This window comes from Alloactinosynnema sp. L-07 (assembly GCF_900070365.1).
Lineage (GTDB): Bacteria > Actinomycetota > Actinomycetes > Mycobacteriales > Pseudonocardiaceae > Actinokineospora.
Window position 1 is genome coordinate 1,629,522 of record NZ_LN850107.1, and the last position, 24,031, is coordinate 1,653,552.

At 70.0% G+C, this 24,031-nt stretch carries 21 protein-coding genes; 18 read left to right on the plus strand and 3 right to left on the minus strand.

The genetic code is table 11. The features are described from left to right. Window positions 1-33 precede the first annotated feature (33 nt). Complete coding sequence (locus tag BN1701_RS07770; RefSeq protein ID WP_054046874.1) at window positions 34-762, minus strand: FadR/GntR family transcriptional regulator; 729 nt, start codon at window positions 760-762, stop codon at window positions 34-36. Window positions 763-863: 101 nt separating this feature from the next. Here BN1701_RS07770 and BN1701_RS07775 point away from each other — a divergent pair, with 101 nt between their 5' ends. From BN1701_RS07775 to BN1701_RS07820, 10 genes are all read left to right on the plus strand, one after another. Continuing rightward, the gene (locus BN1701_RS07775; RefSeq protein ID WP_054046875.1) at window positions 864-2,444 is read left to right on the plus strand and encodes an ABC transporter substrate-binding protein; all 1,581 of its coding nucleotides are present in this window, start codon (window positions 864-866) and stop codon (window positions 2,442-2,444) included. A gap of 70 nt (window positions 2,445-2,514) precedes the next feature. Then, the gene (locus tag BN1701_RS07780) at window positions 2,515-3,465 is read left to right on the plus strand and encodes an ABC transporter permease (RefSeq protein ID WP_054046877.1); all 951 of its coding nucleotides are present in this window, start codon (window positions 2,515-2,517) and stop codon (window positions 3,463-3,465) included. 1 nt (window position 3,466) lies between these two features. Continuing rightward, window positions 3,467-5,419, plus strand: a complete 1,953-nt coding sequence (locus BN1701_RS07785; RefSeq protein WP_054046879.1) for a dipeptide/oligopeptide/nickel ABC transporter permease/ATP-binding protein — start codon at window positions 3,467-3,469, stop codon at window positions 5,417-5,419. Next, window positions 5,416-6,384 (plus strand): ABC transporter ATP-binding protein, encoded by a 969-nt coding sequence (locus BN1701_RS07790; protein WP_054046881.1) that lies wholly within the window; start codon window positions 5,416-5,418, stop codon window positions 6,382-6,384. Before BN1701_RS07785 ends, BN1701_RS07790 begins: the two co-directional genes overlap by 4 nt. Then, entirely contained in the window at window positions 6,381-7,289 is a 909-nt protein-coding gene (locus BN1701_RS07795) for a dihydrodipicolinate synthase family protein (protein WP_054046883.1), read from the plus strand. The genes BN1701_RS07790 and BN1701_RS07795 overlap by 4 nt, the downstream gene beginning before the upstream one ends. Continuing rightward, the gene (locus BN1701_RS07800) at window positions 7,286-8,185 is read left to right on the plus strand and encodes an ROK family protein (RefSeq protein ID WP_054046885.1); all 900 of its coding nucleotides are present in this window, start codon (window positions 7,286-7,288) and stop codon (window positions 8,183-8,185) included. The genes BN1701_RS07795 and BN1701_RS07800 overlap by 4 nt, the downstream gene beginning before the upstream one ends. Beyond that, window positions 8,175-8,849, plus strand: coding sequence for an N-acetylmannosamine-6-phosphate 2-epimerase (locus BN1701_RS07805; RefSeq protein WP_054046887.1), 675 nt, complete (start codon window positions 8,175-8,177; stop codon window positions 8,847-8,849). Before BN1701_RS07800 ends, BN1701_RS07805 begins: the two co-directional genes overlap by 11 nt. An 80-nt stretch (window positions 8,850-8,929) precedes the next feature. Beyond that, a complete protein-coding gene (locus BN1701_RS07810) occupies window positions 8,930-9,880 on the plus strand; it encodes a hypothetical protein (protein ID WP_054046890.1) in 951 nt (316 codons plus the stop codon). After that, a complete protein-coding gene (locus BN1701_RS07815; RefSeq protein ID WP_054046892.1) occupies window positions 9,877-12,399 on the plus strand; it encodes a PEP/pyruvate-binding domain-containing protein in 2,523 nt (840 codons plus the stop codon). The genes BN1701_RS07810 and BN1701_RS07815 overlap by 4 nt, the downstream gene beginning before the upstream one ends. A gap of 10 nt (window positions 12,400-12,409) precedes the next feature. Then, the gene (locus BN1701_RS07820; RefSeq protein WP_067520590.1) at window positions 12,410-13,012 is read left to right on the plus strand and encodes a TetR/AcrR family transcriptional regulator; all 603 of its coding nucleotides are present in this window, start codon (window positions 12,410-12,412) and stop codon (window positions 13,010-13,012) included. Between the two features lie 4 nt (window positions 13,013-13,016). Here the strand turns inward: BN1701_RS07820 and BN1701_RS07825 are convergent, their stop codons facing one another. Next, a complete protein-coding gene (locus tag BN1701_RS07825; RefSeq protein WP_054046897.1) occupies window positions 13,017-14,090 on the minus strand; it encodes a lipocalin family protein in 1,074 nt (357 codons plus the stop codon). A 166-nt stretch (window positions 14,091-14,256) separates the two neighbouring features. Between BN1701_RS07825 and BN1701_RS07830 the strand changes: the two genes are divergently transcribed. The 5 genes from BN1701_RS07830 to BN1701_RS07850 are packed head-to-tail and all read left to right on the plus strand — an operon-like array spanning window position 14,257 to window position 19,517. Then, window positions 14,257-15,144 carry a metal-dependent hydrolase gene (locus tag BN1701_RS07830; RefSeq protein WP_054046899.1) on the plus strand — a complete coding sequence of 296 codons (888 nt, stop codon included), beginning with the start codon at window positions 14,257-14,259 and terminating at the stop codon, window positions 15,142-15,144. 32 nt (window positions 15,145-15,176) lie between these two features. Then, window positions 15,177-16,202: a PDR/VanB family oxidoreductase gene (locus BN1701_RS07835; protein WP_082859704.1), complete on the plus strand. Its 1,026-nt coding sequence runs from the start codon at window positions 15,177-15,179 to the stop codon at window positions 16,200-16,202. Between the two features lie 14 nt (window positions 16,203-16,216). Beyond that, a complete protein-coding gene (locus BN1701_RS07840) occupies window positions 16,217-17,704 on the plus strand; it encodes an NAD(P)/FAD-dependent oxidoreductase (RefSeq protein WP_054046902.1) in 1,488 nt (495 codons plus the stop codon). Next, window positions 17,701-18,558 carry a short-chain dehydrogenase/reductase gene (locus BN1701_RS07845; RefSeq protein ID WP_054046904.1) on the plus strand — a complete coding sequence of 286 codons (858 nt, stop codon included), beginning with the start codon at window positions 17,701-17,703 and terminating at the stop codon, window positions 18,556-18,558. The genes BN1701_RS07840 and BN1701_RS07845 overlap by 4 nt, the downstream gene beginning before the upstream one ends. Further along, complete coding sequence (locus BN1701_RS07850; protein WP_157367813.1) at window positions 18,555-19,517, plus strand: alpha/beta hydrolase fold domain-containing protein; 963 nt, start codon at window positions 18,555-18,557, stop codon at window positions 19,515-19,517. Before BN1701_RS07845 ends, BN1701_RS07850 begins: the two co-directional genes overlap by 4 nt. Here BN1701_RS07850 and BN1701_RS07855 read toward each other — a convergent pair. Then, window positions 19,492-20,091: a TetR/AcrR family transcriptional regulator gene (locus BN1701_RS07855; RefSeq protein WP_172803204.1), complete on the minus strand. Its 600-nt coding sequence runs from the start codon at window positions 20,089-20,091 to the stop codon at window positions 19,492-19,494. The genes BN1701_RS07850 and BN1701_RS07855 overlap by 26 nt on opposite strands. 128 nt (window positions 20,092-20,219) lie before the next feature. On the opposite strand from BN1701_RS07855, the gene fadD11 reads away from it, so the two are divergent. Genes fadD11 through BN1701_RS07870 form a run of 3 tightly spaced genes read left to right on the plus strand, consistent with a single transcriptional unit; the run spans window position 20,220 to window position 24,009 of the window. Beyond that, the gene (fadD11, locus tag BN1701_RS07860) at window positions 20,220-22,031 is read left to right on the plus strand and encodes a fatty acid--CoA ligase FadD11 (protein ID WP_054046911.1); all 1,812 of its coding nucleotides are present in this window, start codon (window positions 20,220-20,222) and stop codon (window positions 22,029-22,031) included. Window positions 22,032-22,048: 17 nt separating this feature from the next. After that, a complete protein-coding gene (locus BN1701_RS07865) occupies window positions 22,049-22,537 on the plus strand; it encodes an SRPBCC family protein (protein ID WP_231949526.1) in 489 nt (162 codons plus the stop codon). Next, window positions 22,534-24,009, plus strand: a complete 1,476-nt coding sequence (locus tag BN1701_RS07870) for an aldehyde dehydrogenase family protein (RefSeq protein ID WP_054046914.1) — start codon at window positions 22,534-22,536, stop codon at window positions 24,007-24,009. Before BN1701_RS07865 ends, BN1701_RS07870 begins: the two co-directional genes overlap by 4 nt. Window positions 24,010-24,031: the final 22 nt, after the last annotated feature.

Consider the following 24,031-nt stretch of genomic DNA (forward strand, 5'->3'; position numbering starts at 1 on the left):
CTGGCCGAACGATAGGGACGTCTCGGGTACCCGTCAAGCGAGCTTGGCGCGGGCGGTGCTGATGCGCTTGCGCACGGGGGCGTAGTGCTCGGCCACCGCGTCGCGGAAGGCGTCCGGGTCGCCTGCCCGCGCGGCCTCCGCGATCCTCCGGTGGACCTCGATCGTGTCGCGCTCGTCCTCGATGGTGGCCACCTGCAGGTGCGGGGCGACCACGCGGTAGACGTCCCAGAACACCGCCGACAGCTGGCTGATCAGCTGGTTGCCCATCGGCTGGACCAGCAGCCGGTGGAACTCGCGATCCGCCTCCACGAAACCGTCCACCTGGCCGGACCCGGCGCCCATCTGCTCCACCAGCCCGTCGAGTGAGTCCAGGTGGTCCGGGTCCAGGGCGCCGGTCCGGTCGGCCATGCCGCGCTCGAACAGCTCCCGCACGTCCACCAGATCGGACAGCACCTGGAAATCGTCCTCCGGGCTGAGCAGGCCGCGGAACTCCAGGCTTTCGACGAGCGCGGACAGGCTCAACCTGCCAACGTAGGTGCCGTGTCCATGGCGGACCTCGACGATGTCGAGGGCGTGCAACGTCTTCACCGCCTCCCGGATGCTCGACCGGCTGACACCGAGGGCCGCGCACAGCTCGCCCTCCGTCGGCAGTGGATCGCCCGGCCGCAGGCGGTTGTCGAGGATGTAGCTCTTGATGCGCTGGGTGACCTCCTGGCGGCGCGGCGTGCGTTCCGGGACCTCTGCGAACTGAGAACCGACCAACGTCTTGACCCTTCTCGTGCGTCGGGCTACCTTCTCACGCTATCAGGTCGTAGGACATCGGACGTCCGATAACTCGACCCTCGAGTCCCAAGGAGGACAGCGTGTCGTTTCGGAACCGTGCGTGGTTCGGCATCCGCCGGACCACGCGGCTCACGGGGGTCGCGCTGGCCGCGGTCGTCGCGGTCAGTGCCTGCGGTGGTCCCAGCTCGACCGGCGCCGCCGCGCCGTCCGGGAAAGCCGACACCATCGAGGCAGGCATCTCGTACGGGCTGTCCACCGGGTTCGACCCGATGAACACCTCCGGTGCGACGCCGTTCGCCGCGAATCTGCACATCTTCGAGGCGCTGGTCGACCTCGACCCGGTCACCCGCAAGTCGTACCCGGCCCTCGCCGAGGCCATGCCGGAGAAGGTCAGCGACACCAGCTACCGGGTGAAGCTGCGCTCCGGCGCCACCTTCCACAACGGCGACCCGGTCACCGCCGAGGACGTCGCCTTCACCTTCGGCCGCATCCTGGACCCGGCGAACAAGTCGCTGATGCGCCAGTTCCTCCCCTTCCTCGCCTCGGTCACCGCCGTGGACGAGCGAACCGTTGAATTCACGCTGAGCACCCGCACCGCACTGTTCGCCGAGCGCCTCGCGGTGGCCCGGATCGTGCCCAAGAAGGTCGTCACCGCCGACCCGAAGGGCTTCGACGCCAAGCCGGTCGGCTCCGGCCCGTACGCGCTGGTCGAGGCGATCCAGCAGGACAAGATCGTGTTCAAGGGCTACGACCGCTACAACGGCCCGCGCCCGGCCAAGGTGCCGAACCTGGTTTGGCGGCTCACCGCCGACCCGGCGTCGCGGGTGAGCGCGATCGAGTCCGGGCAGGTGCACGCCATCGAGGACGTGCCTTACACCGACGTGCAGCGGCTGTCGCAGAAGATCAAGGTCGACTCGGTGCAGTCGTTCGGCATGTTGTTCCTGATGTTCAACACCTCGGCGGCGCCGTTCTCCGACAAGCGCGTCCGCCAGGCCCTGCACTACGCCATGGACACGCAGAAGATCATCGGCACCGCGATGGCGGGCAACGGCACCGCCGCGACCAGCTACGTCCAGAAGGGACACCCGGAGTACGTCGAGGCGTCCACCGTCTACACCCTGAACCAGGACAAGGCCAAGGCGCTGCTGGCCGAGGCGGGGGTCGGCGACCTGTCGATCACCCTGTCGCACACCGACACCGGCTGGGTCAAGGACATCGCGCCACTGGTGAAGGCGTCCTGGGACGCCATCGGCGTGAAGACCACCCTCGACGTCGCCGACTCCGCGGGCACCTATAAGAAGGTGGACGCGGGCCAGTTCCAGGTGCTGCTCGCCCCCGGCGACCCGTCGGTCTTCGGCAACGACCTCGACCTGCTGATGCGCTGGTTCTACGCCAACGACACCTGGGTGAAGAAGCGTTTCCGCTGGGATGGCGCGCCGCAGAAGCAGGTCGTCGCGCTGCTCGACCAGGCCGCCGGGTCGGTCGACGCGGCCGAGCGGAAGAAGCTGTGGGGCCAGGCGATCGACATCGTCGCCGACGAGGTGCCGCTGTACCCGATCCTGCACCGCAAGCTGCCCACCGCCTGGAACGACAAGGCGCTGCCCGGGTTCGGCCCCTTGCCCACCACCGGCCTGGCGTTCCTGGACGTCGGCCGCGCCTGACCCTCGACCGGGGCCCGCTCCCTGCCGGGGCGGGCCCCGGCCCCGATCCGACTGACTGGACGGACTGACCATGGTCGCGTTCCTCCGCCTGGCGCTCCGCCGTCTGGCGATGCTCCCCGTGATGATCCTGGGAATCTCGTTCCTGGTTTTCGTGCTGCTCCGTCTGTCCAAGGTGGACCCCGCGTACAACGCTCTGGGCGAGGGCGCCTCCGAGGAGGCCCGCGCGGCGTTCACCGCCGAGAACGGCCTGGACGACCCGCTGATGGTGCGCTACTTCAGCTTCCTCGGCAGGCTGGTGCAGGGCGACCTGGGCGTGACCCTGCGCCCGGCGCACCCGGTGTCCGACCGGATCGCGTCCGCGTTCCCGCTCACCCTCCAGCTGACCGCACTCGGCCTGCTGCTGGCCGTGGTGCTCGCGCTCGTCCTCGGCGTCACCGGAGCGTTGTACCGGGACCGCTGGCCGGACCACCTCACCCGCGTGCTGTCCATCGCCGGGATCGCGGTGCCGTCGTTCTGGCTGGGCATCGTGCTGATCCACAATCTCGCGGTCAAGCGGCCGCTGTTCCCGGTCGGCGGCTACATCAACCCGGCCGACTCGGTCGGCGGGTGGCTGGAGTCGATGACGCTGCCCGCGATCGCGCTGGCCGTGCCGGTGGCCTGCTCGCTGGCCCGGCTGGTGCGAACCTCGATGGTCGCCGAACTGGACCGTGACTACGTGCGCACCGCCCGCGGCAACGGCCTGCCCACCGCGCTGGTGCTGCGGTCGGTCCTGCGTAACGCCCTGGTCACCCCGCTGACCGTGCTCGGCCTGAGGGTCGGCTACCTGCTCAGCGGCGCTGTCGTGATCGAGATGCTGTTCCGCCTGCCGGGCATGGGCCAGCTCGTCGTCCAGGGCGTCGCGGGCGGCGACACCGCGATCGTGCAGGGCACCGTGATCACCATCGCCGTCACCTTCCTCGTGGTCAACGTCGTCGTCGACCTCCTCTACCTGTTGGTCAACCCCCGCGTCAGGACGGTGTGACATGCGGACCCGATTCCTCCGCTCGCTGGCCCGCCCGGGCATCGCGTTCCGCACGCTGCCACCGCGCTCGCGGGTGGCGCTCGGTGTGCTGATCACCGTGCTGCTGGGCGCCGTGCTCGCCCCGCTGATCACCGGCGACCCGCTGGTCACGCACACCCCGGCGGTGCCGCCGTCGGCTGAGCACTGGTTCGGCACCGACAAGATCGGCCGCGACGTGTTCACCCGCGTCGTGCACGGCGCCCGCTACTCGCTGCTTATCGGCCTCGGCGCGACCTTGGTGGCGCTGCTCGCGGGCGCGGTGCTCGGCTCACTCGCCGCGACATCGCCGAAGTGGGGCGACGAGGCGCTGATGCGCATACTCGACGTGGTGATGGCGTTCCCGCCGATCGCGCTCGCGCTGGTCCTCGTGGTGTCGTTCGGCAAGAGCATCCCGGTGCTGATCCTGACCATCGCCTTCGTCTACACGCCGATGCTCGCCCGGGTCGTGCGAGCGAACGTCCTCGCGCAGTACGGCGAGGACTACGTGGCGGCGGAGAAGGTGATCGGCGCGCGGCGCGGGTACATCGTGGTCAAGCACATCGCCGTCAACTGCGCCGCTCCGGTCCTGGTATTCGCCACCGTGTTGGTCGCCGAGGCGATCATCTTCGAGGCCAGCCTGTCGTTCATCGGCGCGGGCGTGCAGGACCCGGAGCCGAGTTGGGGCAGCGTCCTCAACTACGGCCGGGAGATCCTGCTCAACGGCGGCTGGTGGGCCACGATGTTTCCCGGCCTGGCCATCCTGGTCACGGTGCTGGCGTTGAACATCCTCGCCGAGGGGCTCACCGACGCCTCGGCGGCGCCCGCCGCGCGACGCCGCTCGTCCGGGGACGAGCCGGTGGCCGAGGCCGCCGAGGCGTCCGCTCCGGTCACCGCACCGTCTACTGTGGATGACTCGCTGGCGGTGCTGGCGCGGGTCGCCCGCACCAGGGCCAGGTTCGCGTCGTCGGTCCGCGCTGACGCGCCAGTGCTGTTGTCAGTCGAGGACCTGTCGATCCGGTTCCCGGACCGCTACGGCGATGTGGCCGTCGTCGACGGCATCTCGTTCAGCGTGCGCGAGGGCGAGACGCTCGGTCTCGTCGGCGAGTCCGGCTGCGGCAAGAGCATCACCAGCCTGGCGATCACCGGGCTGCTGCCGCGCACCGCCGAGGTGTCCGGCCGCGTGACCTACCGGGGCGACGACCTGCTCACGCTGCCGCCGAGGCAGCGCCGCGCGCTCGCCGGACCCGAGATCGCCATGGTGTACCAGGACGCGCTGTCGTCGCTGAACCCGTCGGTGCTCGTCGGCAGGCAGCTCGCGCAGCTCACCCGCCGCGGCGGCCGCAAGACCCCGGCCGAGCTGCTCGACCTGGTCGGGCTGTCCCCGAAGCGCACGCTGCGCAGCTACCCGCACGAGCTGTCCGGCGGGCAGCGGCAGCGGGTGCTGATCGCGATGGCGCTGTCGCGCGAACCGCGCCTGCTCATCGCCGACGAGCCGACGACCGCGCTCGACGTCACCGTCCAGGCACAGGTGGTCGAGCTGCTCGTGCGGCTGCGCGACGAACTCGGCTTCGCGATGGTGCTCGTCTCCCACGACCTCGCGCTGGTCGGCGAGCTGGCGCACCGGGTCGCGGTGATGTACGCGGGCCAGGTCGCCGAGCTGGGCACCACGTCGTCGGTGCTGGCCGCCCCAACGCACCACTACACCCGCGGCCTGCTCGGCTCGGTGGTGTCGCTGGAGGCCGGGGCTCCTCGCCTGCACCAAATCCGCGGCGTCGTCCCCGCCCCGTCCGGCTTCGGCGCGGGCTGCCGGTTCGCCTCCCGCTGCCCGGCGGCCACCGAGGTGTGCCGCACCGTCCACCCCGGACTCACCGGGCCCGGCGAGCACGCGTTCGCTTGCCACCACCCGGCCACCGTCCTCGAGGGGAGCACCCGATGATCCGCGTCGATGACGTGCACGTGCGCCACACCGCGCGCAGCGGCGGGGTGTTCCGCCGCGACAAGGTCTACGCGCTGACCGGCGCGACGCTGGAGGTCGGCCGAGGCGAGGTGGTCGGCATCGTCGGCGAGTCCGGCTGCGGCAAGTCCACCCTCGCCCGCGTCCTCACCGGTCTCCAGCGTCCGACCGCGGGCACGGTGACCTTCCGGGGCGAGGACCTGTGGGCGATGCCCGCCGGGCGGCGCCGCGCCGAGTTCGGTTCGGCCGTCGGCGTGGTGTTCCAGGACCCGTCGACCGCGCTCAACCCGCGGCTGCCGGTCGGGCGGGTGTTGCGCGACCCGCTCGACGTGCACCGCCGGGGCACGCCGCGCCAGCGGGCCGGGCGCGTCGAGGAACTGCTGGACCTGGTCGGGCTCCCCGGGCACGTCGCCCGCGCATTGCCGTCGCAGCTGTCCGGCGGGCAGCGCCAGCGGGTGGCCGTGGCCAGGGCGCTGGCCCTGGAACCGGAACTGGTCGTGGCCGACGAGCCGACCAGCGCGCTGGACGTGTCGGTGCGGGCGCAGGTGTTGAACCTGCTGGTCGACCTGCGGGCCAGGCTCGGGCTGAGCCTGGTGTTCATCTCGCACGACATCCAGACCGTGCGGTACCTGGCCGATCGGCTCGCCGTCCTCTACCTCGGCCGCGTGGTCGAGGAGGGTCCGGCCGACACCATCGCCGCCGCGCCCGCCCACCCGTATACCCGGGCACTGTTCTCGGCGACGCCCAGCCTGCTTGAGGACGTCGAGCGGATCGTGCTGCACGGTCCGGTGCCGTCCGCGACGCACCCGCCGTCGGGCTGCCCGTTCCGCACCCGCTGTTGGAAGGCCACCGACGAGTGCGCCGTCGCCTTCCCCGCGCCTTCCACTGTGGATGGTCACACCGTCCACTGTGTCCACCCGGAAACCCCCGCTAGGAGCCCGAAGTGACCAGTCCCCGATTCACCGGCGTCGTCCCGCCGATCGTGACCCCGATGACCGCGGACGGCGCGGTGGACGTGGCGTCGTTGGAGCGGCTGGTCTCGTTCCTCCTGGACGCGGGCGTGACCGGGTTGTTCGTCCTGGGCAGCTCCGGTGAGACCGCGTACCTCACCGACGACCAGCGCACCCGCGTTCTGGAGGTGGTCATCGGCGCGACCGCCGGGCAGGTCCCGGTGATCGCGGGCGCCATCGAGACCACCACGAACCGGGTGGTGGAGCGCGCGGCCGTGGCGGCGAAACTGGGCGCGGACGCGGTGGTGGCAACCGCGCCGTTCTACGTGCGCACCCACGACACCGAGATCGACCGGCACTTCCGGGCGATCGCCGCGGCCGTCGACCTGCCGCTGCTCGCCTACGACGTCCCGGTCTGCGTGCACACCAAGCTGTCCACCGATCTGCTGCTCGACCTCGCCGCCGACGGCGTGCTGGCCGGGGTGAAGGACTCCAGCGGCGACGACGTGGCGTTCCGGCGGCTGTGCCTGCTCGCCCCGCCCGAGTTCGCGCTGCTCACCGGGCACGAGGTCGTGGTGGACGCGATGCTGCTCGGCGGCGCGCACGGCGCTGTGCCGGGCCTCGGCAACGTCGACCCGCACGGGTACGTCCGTCTGCACGCCGCGGCCTCGGCCGGGGACTGGACGGCCGCCCGAGCCGAGCAGGACCGCCTGGCCCGGCTGTTCTCCATCGTGTTCGCCGCGCAGGGCACCTCCGGCGGCGCGGCCGGGGTCGGTGCGTTCAAGACCGCGCTGGCACTGCGCGGGATCATCGCGGGCAACGCGGTGAGCGCGCCGATGCGGTCGCTCGACGCCGCCGAGACCGCGGCCGTGCGCGCGCTGCTCGACGAGGCCGGGCTGTGACCCAGGCCGCCGCGAACCTGGTCGCGGGGGTCGACATCGGCGGCACCAAGATCGCCACGGGCCTGGTGGCCGAGGACGGGACACTCGTCCGCTCGGCCACCGTGCCCACCCCGCGCCGCCCGGACGCGGTGCTCGACGCGGTGGCCGCGCTGGTCGCCGATCTCGGGCCGGTCGTCGCCGCCGGGGTCGGCAGCGCGGGCGTGATCGACCCGGCCAGCGGGCGGGTGCTGTCGGCCACCGACGCTCTGCCCGGTTGGGGCGGCACCGACCTGCGCGGCGGGTTGACCGCGCGGCTGGGTGTCCCGGTCGCGGTGGACAACGACGTGCGCGCGCACGCGGTGGGGGAGTGCTGGCTGGGCGCCGCCGCCGGGCTGCGACATGTGCTCGTCGTCGCCGTCGGCACCGGGGTCGGTGCGTCCTATGTGGTGGATGGTGTGGTGGTGAACGGCGCGCACGCCGCCGCCGGGCATCTCGGGCACGTCCCGGTTCCCGCGGCGGCCGCCTCGACGTGCCCGTGCGGCGGAACCGGGCACGTCGAGGCGGTGGCCTCCGGCCCGGCGCTGCTCGCCGCCTATGGGGACGCGCCCGACCTGGCCGCGGTCGCCCAGCGGGCGGCCGACGGCGATGGCCGCGCGCGAGAGGTCCTTGCGAGGGGCGCTGCCGCGCTCGGGCAGGCGATCGGGGGCGTGATGAACATGCTCGACCCGGACTTGGTGCTGGTCACCGGCGGGGTCAGCCAGTGCGGCCCGGAGTGGTGGGAGCCGCTGCGCGCGGGCGTGGCCGCCGAGGTGCTGCCGCCGTTGCGCGACACCGTGGTGCGCGCGGGCGCCCTCGGCTCGGCGGCGGCCGTGCTCGGCGCGGCCCGCCTCGGCTGGGCGGTGGCCCGTGCGGCGTGACGTGCTCGCGGCCGTGCGCGGCGGGCTGATCGTGTCCTGCCAGGCGTACCCGGGAGAGCCGATGCGCGACGCCGACGTGATGCGGCGGGTGGCCGAGTCCGTGCTCGACGGGGGTGCGGTTGGCGTGCGGGCGCAGGGCCTTGACGACCTGCGCGCGATCCGCGCCGCCACAACTGCCCCGTTGATCGGCCTATGGAAGGACGGCGACGCGGACGTCTACATCACGCCCACCGCCCGGCACGCCGCCGCCGTCGCGGAGACCGGCGCGGACGTCGTCGCGTTCGACGCCACCGACCGGCCCCGCCCGGATGGTGGACGGATCGCCGACCTGATCGCGGTCGTGCACTCCGCCGGAGCCCTCGCCATGGCTGATGTGTCCACACTGGACGAAGCGCTGGCCGCGCGGGACCTCGGCGCAGACGTCGTCGGCACCACCCTCGCCGGGTACACCCCGGCCACCGCCCACCTCACCGGGCCCGCCCTCCTGCTCGTGGAACAGCTGGCAGAGCGCGGCGTTCCGGTCATCGCCGAGGGCCGCATCGGTACCCCGGAGCAGGCCGCGCGGGCACTGGACGCGGGCGCGCTCGCGGTCGTCGTCGGCAGCGCGATCACCCACCCCACCCGCATCACCCGCACCTTCGTCGCCGCCATCGACAACCGCTGACCGCCTCCATCGGTTAGTTGACACGTGTCAATATTCCCGGTCATAGTTGGCACGTGTCAACTATGCGAGGGGAGCGGGCAGTGATCAGCGCACAGGACGAGGAACTCCACGTTCCGGGCTCGGCGGCCCACTGGCAGGAGAGTTACTACTTCAACTGGGCCGATCTCGACGGCAGTTCGTTCGGCTTGGCCCGCATCGGGTTCCAGGACGGTGGCACCCGCGCCGACGGCGTGTTGATCACCATGCGCGAAGGTAAGGCCGAGTATGTGTACCCGGCTATCGGCGTCAAGGCCGACCCGGACCAGACCGCGCGGACCGGCCTGCGCGCGGGCGGACTCGCATTCACCATGCGGGAGCCCCACCGTCGCTGGGACATCTCCCTCGACGCGGGCGCCCAGGTCGACCTCACGTGGGAGGCGACCACGCCGGTCCATGACTTCCACCAAGGCGGGCAGCTCGGCGACGTCGCCGCGGAGCACTTCGAGCAGGCGGGCGCGGTCTCCGGCACGTTCTCCCACAACGGAGTGGACCGCGAAGTCTCCGGCTTCGGGCACCGGGACAAGTCCTGGGGCGTGCGCGACTGGGCCGGGATCCGCGGCTGGGAATGGATCTCCGCCCAGTTCGGCGCCGGGTTCGCCTTCAACGTCACCATCGGGGTCGTCGACGGCAAGCCAGTCCACAACGGTTTCGTCTCCCGTGACGGCGTCAATCGCGGGCTGGCGCGGGCCACGGTCGACTACCGGTGGGGATCCAGGAAGCACGTGCCGGTAGCGGCCAGGATCGACTTCACCGACACCGAGGGCGAGACCTACCGGGTGACCAGCGCGGCCCTCGCGCAGGTGCCGTTGGTCAAGAAGGGCCTGTTCATCCAGGAAACGCACTCGTCGTTCGATGTCGTCGTCGATGGAGTGCCGCTACGCGGTATCGGCGTCATGGAACACGCCTGGCACGCGGGACTGGTCAAGTCGATGGCGCGGCTTCCGCGACTCGCGCCGGTCCTTGCCCTGTCCGTGCGCGGGAGGCGCGCATGATCGAGCGACTCTCCGCGTCGACGCCGTCCGATCCCGCTCGGATCGGTGGCAAGGGCGCCGGACTCGTCCGGCTGCTGTGCGCGCGACTCGATGTGCCCGAGGCGTGGGTCATCCCCGCGTCCGTCTCCCGCAACCCCGACATCCGCGCGGTCCTGCTCGACGGCCTGCTCGCCGACTGGTGGGAGGAGGTGAGCGCGGAATACCCCGGGTCGCGCTGGGCGGTGCGCAGCTCCGCGGTCGCCGAGGACATGGCGGAAGCGTCGTTCGCGGGTGTCTACCAGACCGTCCTCGGCGTCGACTCCTACGACGCGCTCAGTGCCGCGGTTCACCAGTGCTGGCAGGCACTCGACGACGACCGGGCCAAGGTGTACCGCGACGGCAAGGGCATCGACAGCCGTGGCGGAATCGCGCTGATCCTGCAGCGGCTGCTCGCGCCGACGACAGCGGGCGTGCTGCTGACCACCGACCCACGCAAGCCGTTCGCGCCGGAGATCGTGATCGACGCGTCGTGGGGCCTGGGTGAGTCGGTGGTGTCCGGCAAGGCCGATCCGGACCAAATCGTGCTGAACCGTGCCACCGGGGTGATTCGCAATCTCCATATCGGAGCCAAACAGGTGGAGCTCACCTGGCACGGGGAGCGGGAGGTCGACGCGGACCGTCAGGCGGTGCGCTGCCTGAGCGATGACGACGTGGTGGGGCTGCACGCCATGGCCATGCGGGTCGAGTCGGCCATCGGGCCGCGCCGCGACCTGGAGTGGGCCATCGAGGACGGCCGGGTCTACGCGCTGCAGGACCGGCCCATCACCGGTCTGCCGAGCGCGACCCCGGACAACGTCTGGAGCAGGCGCTTCGGCGACGAGTACCTGTCGGAGTACGCGCTGCCGCTGTCGATCGACCTGCTGGTGAAATGGATCGAGGACGGCTTCGTCATCGAGATGGCGCGGCTGCAGAAGCGTCCGGACCTGTTGGAACGCAAGGCATTGCGCACCCACAACGGCTACGCGTATTTCAGTGGCGACTACCTGATGCGGATGCTGGCGGCCTTCCCGGTCTCGCTGCGCGCCAACGCAGCCAGTGAGTGGTACACCCCGTTGTGGCGGGAGAAGATCGACGCTCAGGCGTTCAAGCCGATGATGTTGGTCAATGCCATGCTGGCGCCCTATCGCGACCGTGGGCGCGGCTCGATGGCCAAGAACCCCGAGGCGTTGCGCGCGCACTGCGAGAGGATCGACACCACCATCGTCCCGCTGCTTTGGCAGGACTACACCGCGCTCTCCGCGCAGGAGTGGCGGCGCCAGTACGACGAGGTCAACGAGTTGGGCCTCAACCACTTCCGGGTGGTGCGCTGGGGGATGGGCCAGTACAACCCGATGCTGCACGGCGTGCTGGAGAAGCTGCTCGGCTCGTGGGCCGACGACGAGCACGGCGAGCTGTACCAGGCGATCATCGGCGGCCTCAGCGACACCAGGACCGCCGAACTCAACCGCGAGATCTGGGACCTGGCCCGACTCGCCGCCTGCGACAAGGACCTCACCGAGGTCCTGCGCGGCGACAGTACTTACGCCGCCGCCCGAGCGCGAACCGTTGGCGCGACCGGGTTCTGGACGGCGTTCGTCGGCTTTCTCGACCGACACGGGCACCGGTCGTCGAGCCGCGAGATCTCCGCGCTTCGATGGAAGGAATCCCCGGAACTTGTGCTCGGGTTCGTGCAGGCCCAACTGCGTTGCGACCCGTTCCCGGAGGACCCACGCCGGACCTCGGCGCGAGCCAAGCAGCGGCAGGAGCAGGCGCTGGCGACGGCGCTGGAGCGGGCAGGCGGCGGCCTCGGCGGTGCGGCGCGCAAGTCGTTGCTGCGCAAGGTGAGCGCGCGGACGCAGCTGTTCACCAGCTACCGGGAGAACCAGCGCTACCACCTCGACTACCTCACCGCGCACGTCCGGCAGCTGGTGTTGGAACAGGGCCGCAGACTCACGGAGCGAGGCATCCTGACCGAGCCGTTCGACGTCTTCTACCTCACCGGCGAGGAGTTCTTCCGCCTCGTGGACGACGAGACCATCATCGAGGCCGCGGACGTTTCGGCGCTGCTCGCCGAGCGGCGGCGCCACCATCAGGTGCACAAGGACCGCCGCCCGGCGACGTTCCTGTTCGACGACGTCGAGACCGAGGGTGAAGTCGATCAGCCGACCGAGGCCACCGGCGACGGCCTGTCCGGGCTCGGCGCGTCGCGCGGGGTCGCGAAGGGACCGGCCAGGGCGGTCACCAGCCTGGCCGACCTGGCCATCGTCAAACCGGGCGATATCCTGGTCGCGAACAACATCGACCCCGGGTGGACCAGCGTGTTCCCCCTGATCGCCGGACTGGTCACCGAGACCGGCGGGGTGCTCAGCCATGGCGCGATCCTCGCCAGGGAGTACGGCATCCCGACGGTGACCGGGGTCAAGGACGCGGTGGACAAACTCGAATCCGGCGGCATCGTCGAGGTCAACGGCTCCGCGGGCGTGGTCCGGGTGCTGGGATAACATCACCTCGATGCGACCACGCCTGGTGAGCGACGAGGTGCTCCTCGACGCCGCGCTGCTCGCCTTCGCCGAACTCGGCTACGAAGGCGCGTCCGTGCGCGCCCTGTGCAGGCGCCTCGACATCAGCCACAACACCCTCAACCAGCGGTTCGGTTCCAAAGACCAACTCTGGCACGCGGCGGTCGACCATGGCTTCAAACACCTGGTCGGCGAGCTGCTCAGTGCCATCACCACGGCAGGCGACGACCCGTTCGACCAACTCCGCGCGTCGGCGTTGAGCTTCCTCGCCACGACGCGGGCGAACCCCGGGTTGATCCACATCATCAACCAGGAGTCCGCCCGCCCCGGCGGTTCACGCTATGAGTATCTGTTCCACCGCTACATCGCGCCGATCAACGAACTCGGCTTGCGCCCATTGCGCCAGTTGCAAGCCGAAGGTGTGGTCCGACCGGGTCCGGTGTCGACCATCTTCTTCTACCTCACCACCTACGGCCTCGGCCTGATGGGCAGCCACCCGGAATCGTTCGATTCCCTGGGAGACAAGGATGTCGACCAGGAGCAGGCCGCGGCGCAGGCTGTCGAGATGGTGCTCGACAGCCTGCGCGCGCGCTGAAGGATCAGAAACCGCCGGGCTCGTACTGCACCGGGTTGATCTCGGTGTAGCTCTTGCCGGTGACGGCCGTGCCGTTGACCGTGCCGGTCACGGCCGACGCGCCCTCCCAGTAGTCGACGTCGGGAATCGTCGAGCGCACTTCCTGATCCAGGAGCTTGGGCGTGATCGTCAGCGAACCGCCGGGGACGGTGACGGTCCACCCGCTGGTGTAGGTACGGCCGCTGTGCGGGCTCGTCCAGTGGCCCAGTGGCGTCATCGTCAGCGCCGCGGGGTCGAGTTCGACCGTCTGGCCGTTGGGCTTGACCAGGGTGCCGACCTTCTGCACGTAGGCGCCGGACGCGCCCTTGATCAGGTAGATCATGTAGTCGTTGCCGTTGTCGAGCTGCACGCTGAACCAGTCCCAGCCGCCGTAGGCCGAGTCGCCGCCGAACCACTGGTGGTCCGACCATGCCTTGCCGCCGGTGATGGTGACGGGCACGCCGTGGTCGTAGAGGGTGCCGCCGACGTTGAGGTCGGTCCACGAGTAGTACGCCGAGTCCGCCCACGGGCCGTACTCGATGACACCGTCGCCGCCGTGCCAGGCGACCGGTTTGTTCGTGGTCGTGGTCAGGTCGAAGACGTAGTCGCCGTCCTCGAGGTTGCCCTTGATCGTGTGGTTGCCGTTCTTGCCGGTCAGGCGCCAACTGTCGATCCCGACGGCGAATCCACCGCCGGAGGGGTTGCTCGGGTAGCCGATCGTGTTCTTCGTGGAGAAGGTGAAGGTGTCCCTGGTCAAGTCGGTGACCGCGAGGTGGTGGGCGTAGCCGTCCGGCCAGCAGCACCAGGAGCCGACGCCGTTCTTGAAGAAGGTGGACTCGAATCCGTACTCGTGGACCCCGCCGGATGGGTCGACGCCGGTCAGGTGGCCGGTCACGTACCACCACTCGTAGCGGATGTGGTGGGCGCCTTCGTTGGCGGGCATCGCGAAGCCGACCTGCGCCGCGGCCGCCGTGGGCGGTATCGCCGCCAAGCCCGCGACCAGGGCCAATGATGCGCAGGCGGCGAGCAGACGCCTGCGGGTGACGAGAATGACCTTCATTGGTCGTCCTTCCGTCCCGAGAGATGGTGACCCGGCGGACCGGTGTTAATTGACAGTTGTCAAGCTATAGCGAGCGAAGGCTCGAGTTCAAGACGCGCCTGAAGCATTGCAACGGAACACATTGCATTGTTACAGTCCGGGGGGTCTTCACCCGGAGGTAGGAACCATGGCCATCGAGCAACAGCAGGCATACCAGGACGAGGCGCTCGCCATCCGTGCGCGCGACGTGTCCTTCGACTGGACCGGCGTGCCGACCGAGTACATCCCTGGTCACCCGTTCGCCACGCACTTCTGGAATGTCATGCATCTCGTCCTGCCCGAGGGCGAGCGCGCCATGGCCGACGTCCTGGGTCGGGCTTTGCCGCGGATCGAGGACCCGCGACTCCGCGAGGAGTTGGTCGGCTTCATCGGCCAGGAAGAGACCCACGCCAGCTCGCACGAGTCCTTCCGGGTCAACCTGGAGACCAACGGCGTCGACACCCCGAAGATCATGCGGCTGATGGCGTTCGTCATGGACAAGGTCTTCGGCGACCACGGCCTGACCGGCCGCGCGGGGGAGGCCTGGTTCCGCGAGCGGCTGGGCATCTACGCCGCGGCCGAGCACTTCACCGCGACCGTCGGCGAGTGGCTGCTCGACAACCGCCGCTTCGACGAGCTCGGCGCGGACCCGACCATGCTCGACCTGCTCCGCTGGCACGGCGCCGAGGAGATGGAGCACCGCAATGTGGCCTACGACGTCTTCCAGTACGTCGACGGCAGCTATGCCCGCCGGGTGCGCACGGCGTTCCTCGCCTCGGCGGGCCTGCTGGTCCTCTGGCTCTACACGTCCAGCTGGTTGTATGCCAACGATCCGACGGTGACCAGGCACCGGTGGACCTGGCCGCTGGAGTTCGTCAAGGACACCCGCCGTGGTCTGATCCCGGGACTCAGGTTCATCTTCAAAGAGATCCCGCAGTACCTGCGCCCCAGGTTCCACCCCTCGGGGATGGGCCCCATCGACAAGGCGGTGCGCTACCTCGCGCAATCTCCGGCCGCCCAGGGCGGCACAGCGTGAGCGCGACTCACACGCCGTCGCGCGCCCTGAGGATGGTGGCCGGGGGCGCGCGGGCGTACTCCAGGGTGTTCGCGGCGAGCTCCGCCGCGCCGTACCTGTCCAGGTCGAAACCTGTGCGCCGCAAGGGATTCGACCTGGACCTGGTCGTCTCCTCGATCACCCGCGAAGTCGAGGACGTCGTCAGCTTCACCCTGCGCCGTCCTGACGGCGGCGCCCTCCCGGCCTGGATCCCCGGCGCCCATCTCGATGTCTTTCTGCCCTCGGGGATTCAGCGGCAGTACTCCCTGTGCGGTGACCCCGCGGACCGCTCCTGCTATCGCGTCGCGGTGCGCCGCATCGACGGTGGCGGCGGTGGATCGGTCGCCATGCACAGCGAGGTCGCCGAGGGCGACGTACTCACTTTCCGCGGCCCCCGCAATGCCTTCACCTTCATCGACGTGGAGTCCTACCTGCTCATCGCGGGCGGAATCGGGATCACCCCCATCCTGCCGATGGTTCGCGAGGCCGCCCGCCGAGGCGCGGACTGGACGCTGGTCTACACCGGACGTTCCCGGGCCACGATGCCTTTCGTCGCGGAACTCGATGCGATCGGCGGGGGGCGGTTGGAGTTGCGCCCGGACGACGAATACGGCCCACCCGAGGCGGCCGAACTGGTGCGGCGGGCCAAGCCGGGTGCGGCGATCTACGTCTGTGGTCCGCCCGCGCTCATCGACGCCGCACGCGCCGTCCAGCCTGGACTCAACCCGACCGGATCGCTGCACAGCGAGCGATTCTCGGCCCCGCCGGTCGTGGGCGGCCGACCATTCGACGTGCACCTCGCGCGCGCGGGCGTGACCGTCACCGTTGGCGCGGACGAATCCGCGCTGGCCGCCATCCGCAGGGCGGTGCCCGCGGTTCGCTACTCCTGTCAGCAGGGCTTCTGCGGCAGTTGCAAGCACCGGGTGCTGGACGGCGGCGTGGAGCACCGCGACACCAAGCTGCGGCCCGCCGAGCGAGAGACCGACATGCTCATCTGCGTCTCCCGGGCAGCGGGCGACAGCCTGACCCTCGACCTGTGAGCCGGAGGACTTCCATGACCCAGCATGTCCGCGTGGCCGTTGTCGGTGCCGGATTCGGCGGCTTGGGCACCGGCATCCGCCTCAAGCAGGAGGGCATCGATGATTTCGTCGTGCTCGAACGCGCGCCGGAGGTCGGCGGCACCTGGCAGATCAACAGCTATCCGGGTGCGCAGTGCGACGTGCCATCGCTGATCTACTCCTACTCCTTCGCGCCCAACCCGAACTGGAGCAGGCTCTACCCGCTGCAGGGTGAGCTCAAGGAGTACATGCACCGCTGCGCCGTCGACTTCGGCGTGCTGCCCCACGTGCGGTTCTCCACCGAGGTCACCGACGCCTCGTGGGACGATGACGCCTGCGTGTGGCGGATCTCGACCAGCACGGGGGACCTGACCGCGCAGGTGCTGGTCGGTGCCATCGGCCCGTTCAGCGCGCCATCGATCCCGGATCTCCCTGGACTCGAACGGTTCCGTGGCAAGGTGTTCCATTCGCAGGCGTGGGACCACGACCACGACCTCAGCGGTGAACGGGTCGGTGTGATCGGCACCGGCGCGTCGGCCGTGCAGTTCATTCCACGGGTGCAGCCGCGCGCAGGCCACCTGAGCGTCTTCCAGCGCACGCCCATCTGGGTGCTGCCGCACCCGGATCGCCCGGTGGGCGCGCTGACCCGTCGCCTCTACAAGCGGGTACCGTGCGCGCAGGCCGCCGCCCGAAAAGCGTGGGCGCTCACCTTCGAGGCGCTGGTGCCGGGCTTCATTCACGAGCCGAGACTGCAGAAGCCCCTGGAGTGGCTGGCCAGGGCGCTGCTGAACCGGCAGGTCAAGGATCCGGACCTGCGGGCAAGACTCACCCCGTCGTACGCCGTGGGGTGCAAGAGGCCCACGTTCTCCAACGCGTACTACCCGGCGCTCACCGCGGCGAACACCACCGTGGTCACCGACGGGATCGTCGAGGTGACCGAGCGGGGAATCGTCACCGCGGACGGCGCCGAGCACCAACTCGACACGATCATCTTCGGCACCGGGTTCCGGATGACCGACCACCCTGGCTTCGAGCTGATCCACGGACGCGACGGCACCAGCCTCGCAGGCCAGTGGCGCTCGGGCGAGATGACGGCGTACTTGGGCACGGCCATCCACAACTTCCCTAATCTGTTCCTGATCCTGGGCCCCAACTCCGGCGTCTACACCTCGGCGGTGATCACCATCGAGGACCAGGTGCACTACATTCTCGACGCTCTGCGTGCGATGGAGCGGCGCGACCTGTCCTGGATCGAGGTCACGGCCGAGGCAGAACGGTCCTTTGTGGAGTGGATCGACCGGGGCCTGAGCCGCTCGGTGTTCCTCACCGGGGGTTGCCACAGCTACTACCTGAGTCGCAGTGGGCGCAACTTCACCCATTACCCGGGTTTCTCGGCCGGCTTCCGGGCCCGCACGCGCGAGATCGACCTCGATCACTACGCCGCGCGCCGGGCGGAACCCTCCATTGTGGAGGTTCGGGCATGAGAAGGTCGACCTATGATGTGCGCGACAAGGTCGTGCTGATCACCGGCGCCGGGCAGGGCATCGGCCTGGCCCTCGCCAGGCGGCTGCACGCCCAGCACGCGCACGTGGCGCTCATCGATGTCAACGACGCGGCTCTCGCCCAGGCGTCACGGACTTTGGCAGGGGATCGGGTCTTCACCGCCACGGCGGACGTGACCGACCGGTCCGCGATGGCCGAAGTGGTGGCCAGGGTCATCGCCCATCACGGACGCCTTGACGTGGTGGTCGCCAACGCGGGGGTGACCCCGGCGCCCGCGACGATCCGGACCATGGACCTGGCCGACTACGACCGTGTCGTCGCCATCAACCAGACCGGTGTCCTGAACACGGTGCGTCCCGCTCTCGAGGCGGTCATCGACTCGGGCGGGCACGTCGTCGTGGTGGCGTCGTGCGCCGCGTTCTCCCCGGGGGTCGGCGGGGCGGCCTACATGTCGTCCAAGGCAGCCGCTGAGCAGATCGGCCGGGCACTGAAGTTGGAATTGGCCCCGCACGGTGCCACGGCCGGTGTGGCGTACTTCGGTTTCGTGGACACGCCGCTGGCGACCGCGACCCTCGATGACGACCCCACGGGCCGCCGCCTCAACGAGCTGCTTGGCTGGCCGCTGAACCACCGGATCTCCGCCGACGCCGCGGCCGCCTCCATCGCGAACGGGATCGCCGACCGGGCGGGCGCCACGATCGCCCCGGCCCGGTGGCTGCCCTACTCGCTGTTCCGCGGCGTCATCAACGCGGCGGTGGACCGGGTACTGGCCCGGGACCGGCGGGTGCACGAGATGATCCGCGACCTCGAAGCACGCCAGGAGTCCGCGCGGTGATCGGTCCTCGTAGGCCAAGCCTGACCAGCAGGGCGGTGGCGAGCTGTTGCCGCAGGTGGGTGCGGCCCCGGATCGACCGCGTCCGGCTCGAAGGCACCCAACTGCGTTCTCTGCGCGCCGCCGTCCGCGTCGGCGGGGTGGTGGCGGGATGGCCTGGCATGGCAACGATCGAGCCCGTCCGGACGTCGCGATTCTCCGGCGAGTGGGTGCGGACACGCCGCGCACGGCCCACTGGCGCCGTCCTCTACCTGCACGGCGGCGGCTATGTCGCCTCGTCGCCGCGCGCCTACCGTTGTGTGACCGAGCCGTATTCCAGGCTGACCAGGCTCCCGGTGCTCGCGGTCGCTTATCGGCGCGCGCCAGAGCACCCGTATCCGGCGGCGCTCGACGACGCCCTCGCGGCGTATGAATGGCTGCTGGACCAAGGCCATCGGCCGGAGCGCATCGCGCTCGCGGGTGACTCCGCCGGCGGACACCTGGCGATCGGGCTGCTGACGACCTTGGCCCAGCCCAACCGCCCGATGCCTGCCGCGGCGACGCTGTTCTCCCCGTTGCTCGACCCCACCCTCACCGACGCGATCCGCCGTGACGCCGTGCGTCCTGACCCAGTGATGACGCCAACCTTCGCCGCCCGGTGCGCCGCGGCGTTCCACCCCGCCGGGGACTTCGCCGACCCTCGACTCTCGCCGTTGACCGCGGATCTCGCACTGCTGCGCCGGTTCCCTCCGATCCAGACCCACGTCGGCGGCACCGAGTGCTTCGCAGGCGATTCCGAGCGCCTGCACGAGCGACTGGACCAGGCCGGCGTCGCCAACAGACTGTTTATGGCGCGTGGCCAGGTGCACTCCTACGTCACGCTCAACCGGGTGGTGCCCGAGGCACGCCTGGCAGTGCGTCGAGCCGCCATCTTCGTCCGCTCCGCCATGGGTGAGGTCAGGCCGGGGAGAGCCCTCCGGTGATGATCGGAACGACGTAGGCGCGGGCGAAGTCCAGCAGGTCGGCCTCGTCGGCGAGCGGAAGGTGGCCTTGGGGGGTCACGATGAACGAGTGCGCGAGCCGCACCATGATCTCCGCCCGGGCGGGGTAGTCGTCCGCCGGGGGCAGGAGGTCGTCTCGCACCGCCTGTTCGAGCATCTCCACGGTTCCCGCGACGGCGATCCGGATGAGTTCGGTCGCCTCGGTGGTCATCTTGGGCAGCGACGACTCCGGCTCCAGGCGCAGGAGGCGGTTGATCAGGGCGTGGGTCCACAGGCGGTGCACCACGGTGGCGAAACCGACCGCGATGCGGTCGGCGGCGGTGGCCGATTTGCTCGCCGTGTCGAACACCAACGCGAAGATCCGTCGCGCCTCGCGGGCGTTCACCGCTTCGACGACGTCGCTCTTGGAGCCGAGCCGCCGGTAGACGGTGACCCGGTCGACACCCGCGCGGCGGGCGATGTCCTCCAGGGTCGTGCGCCGGATGCCCACGTCCTCGAACAGCGCGAGCGCTGCGTCGAGGATGCGTTCCGTGGAGTCAGTAGTACTGGTCGTCACCTGCACCACTCTACGGACCGGCCGCAACGATCCGCCAATTATGTTGCAGTTCAGAATGCAACATTGCAACGCTAGAAGTTGCATCGTACTGTTCACGGGTGGCAGTGCCGACTCCCGAGGAGCCCCCGATGACCGACCGGCCAAGCACCCTTTGCGAAGCCTTTCAGCGCACCGCTGCCGTCGCCCCCGACGTTGTCGCCCTGCGCACCCCCGGCGATGTCGAGACGCTGACCTGGCGCGCGTACGCCGAGCAGGTGCGCCAGGTCGCCGCGGGCTTGGCGGCACTGGGAATCCGACGAGGTGACGCCGTCGCGCTGATGATGTCCAACCGGGTCGAGTTCTACCCGCTGGAGGTCGGGGCGCAGCACGTCGGCGCGACCTCGTTCTCGGTCTACAACACCCTCGCCGCGGACCAGTTGAAGTACGTCTTCGAGAACGCGGGCAACCGGCTGGTGTTCTGCGAGGCTCAGTACGTCGAGCGAATCCGCGAGAGTGGCGCGGAAATCGACTACATCGTCGTCATCGATGGCGACGCCCAAGGCGCGATGACAGTCGCGGATCTGGTCGCGCGCGGCGCGGCGGACTACGACTTCGACGCGGGCTGGCAGGCCGTGCGGGCCGACGACGTCGCCACCTTGATCTACACCTCGGGCACCACCGGCAACCCCAAGGGTGTGGAGTCCACCCACGCGAACCTGATCTACGAGGCGTACGCGTTCGCGGAGGTCCTCGACGTCGAGTTCGGCGACCGGATCACCTCCTTCATGCCGACCGCGCACATCGCCGACCGGTTCACCGCCCTGTACCTGCAGGAGGTGTTCGGCACCCAGGTCACCACCGTCGCCGACCCGCGGCAGGTGGCCGCCGCGCTGCCCGACGTGCGCCCGACGTTCTGGGGCGCGGTTCCGCGCGTGTGGGAGAAGCTGAAGATGGCCATCGAGTTCGGCGTGGCCGCCGAACCGGACGAGGCCCGCAAGCAGGGACTGCAATGGGCGCTGTCGGTGGCGGCGAAGAAGGGCGCGGCCGAACTCGCGGGGGAGAAGCTGTCCGACGAGGCCGCCGCCGAGTGGGCCAAGGCCGACCGGCTGGTGCTTTCGCTGCTGCGTAAGAAGATCGGCCTGGACGAGGTTCGCTGGACGATGTCCGGCGCCGCCCCGATCGCGCCGGAGACCCTCGGGTTCTTCGCGGGTCTGGGCATTCCGATCGCCGAGATCTGGGGCATGTCGGAGCTGACCTGCGTGGCCAGCGGAACGCACCCGCGCGACGCGAAACTGGGCACGGTCGGCAAACTGCTGCCCGGTATGGAAGGCAAACTGGCCGAGGACGGCGAACTCCTCATCCGTGGGCCACTGCTCATGAAGGGCTACCGCAAGGAGCCCGAGAAGACCGCCGAGGCGATCGACGCCGACGGCTGGCTGCACACCGGCGACATCATGACCATGGACGACGAGGGCTTCCTGCGGGTGGTCGACCGCAAGAAGGAACTGATCATCAACTCCTCTGGCAAGAACATGTCGCCCGCGAACATCGAGAACACGATCAAGGCGGCGGCGCCGATGGTCGGCGCGCTCACCACGATCGGCGATGGCAGGCCGTACAACACGGCGCTGATCGTGCTCGACGTGGACGGCGCCGCGGCCTACGCGGCGCAACGCGGGCTGGCCGACGCCACCGCCGAGGCCCTGGCAGCCGACCCGGACGTGATCGCGCGGATCAGCTCAGGCGTCGCGGCGGGCAACGAGAAGCTCTCGCGCGTCGAGCAGGTCAAGCGGTTCACGATCCTGCCGACGTTCTGGGAGCCCGGGGGAGACGAGCTCACCCTGACGATGAAACTGCGTCGCAAGCCGATCATCGCCAAGTACGGCACCGAGATCGATGCCCTCTACGCGGACGAACCAGGCCACGGCGTGCACGTGGCCGTCGCGCACCAGGAGGGGTAATGCCTCGGTGGTACACCTTGAACGAAGCCGAAGGCGACGTGGTTTGGGCCGCGGCGACTCGACACGTGCACGTCGTCGAGCTCGCCGCGCCGCCCGCCGCGGTCTGGTCGGCACTGACCGCGAATGACGCGCTCGTGTCGTGGTCGCCCCTGATCACCTGCGTCGAATGGAGCACCCCACGCCCGTTCGGCGTCGGCACCATCCGTGAGGTGACGCTCGGGCCGGGGCTCGTCTCGCTGCGGGAACGCTTCTACCGCTGGGAAGAAGGCAAGCGGATGACGTTCTCCGTCGACGCCGCGACCCGGCCCCTGTTCACCATGTTCGGTGAGGATCTGCGCCTTGACGAGACCTTCGACGGAACCCGGCTCACGTGGACATTCGCCTACACCGGGGCCCCGGCGGTGCGTCCGGCCTTGAAGCTCGGCGCCCCGCTGACCGGAAGGCTCATGGGCGGCATCGCGAACGGCATCCGCAAAGTGGTCGAACCGAAGGGTGTTGACCGATGACCGAGGTACAGGTTCGCGCCACCACATTCGAGGTGCGCGCCCCGGCGACCGGTGAGGTCATCGCGCGCTATCCCGAACACAATGCGGCCGAGGTCGCGGACGCCGTGGCCATGGCGAGGACGGCTGCACCCGCGTGGGCGGTGTTGAGCTTCGCCGAGCGTGGCAGGCTGCTCGACCGCTGGCGCGGCGAGATCGCCCGCGGCGCCGACACCCTCGCCGAGGTGATCAACGCCGAGGTCGGCAAGCCGGTGTCGGACGCCAGGCTGGAGATCGTGATGGCCCTGCAGCACTTGGCATGGGCGGCCAAGAACGCGGGAAGCGTGCTCGGCCGCAGGCGGATGCCCAGCGACCTGATGACCATCAACCAGGCGGCGACGCTGGAGTACTCACCGCTGGGCGTGGTCGGTGTCATCGGCCCGTGGAACTATCCGGTGTTCACCCCGCTCAGCTCGCTGTCTTTCGCGCTCGCCGCGGGCAACGCGGTCGTGTTCAAACCGAGCGAGTACTCCCCGGGTGTCGGGGAGTGGCTGGTCCGGGCGTTCGAGCGAGCCGTGCTGGAACACCCGGTGCTGCACCTGGTCACCGGGTCCGGCGCGACCGGGGCGGCGCTGTGTGAGTCCGGTGTGGACAAGATCGGCTTCACCGGCTCGACCGCGACCGGCAAGAAGGTCATGGCGGCCTGCGCGCGATCCTTGACGCCCGTCCTGATGGAATGCGGCGGCAAGGACGCGCTCATCGTCGACGCGGACGCCGACCTCCACGCCGCGGCGGACGCGGCGGTGTGGGGCGCGCTGTCCAACGCCGGGCAGACCTGCCTCGGTGTCGAGCGGGTCTACGTGCACGAGTTGGTCTACGACCAGTTTCTCGACCGGGTTCTGGCCGCGGCCAAGGACGTGCGCGCGGGCGCGAAGATCGGCCCGATCACGATGCCCAGCCAGGTCGCCGTCATCCGCGCGCACATCCAGGACGCGCTCGACCGAGGTGGCCGGGCCGTGCTCGGCGGTCTCGACGCCATCGACGGCCAGTTCGTCCAGCCGACGATCCTGGTCGACGTGCCGGAGGACGCGCTCGCGGTCACCGAGGAGACCTTCGGGCCGACCATGACCATCGCCAAGGTCGACGACATGGACCAGGCGGTCGAGCTGGTCAACGCCAGCCGCTACCACCTCGGCGTCACGATCTTCGCGCGCGGGCGCGGCGACGAGATCGCGCGCCGGATCCGTGCGGGCGGCGTCGCGATCAACGCGTTCGTCGCCTACGCCACGGTCCCGACCCTGCCGCTCGGCGGCGTCGGCGACTCCGGCTTCGGCCGGGTGCACGGACCTGACGGACTGCGCGAGTTCACCTACCCGAAGGCCGTGACCAGGCAGCGGTTCCTGTCTCCGCTCGCGCTGACCACCTTCGCCCGCACCGAGTTCACCGATCGCGTTGTCAGGGTTCTGACAACCCTGTTGCACGGGAGAAAACGGTGACGGCTCGATCGATCGGAAAGGC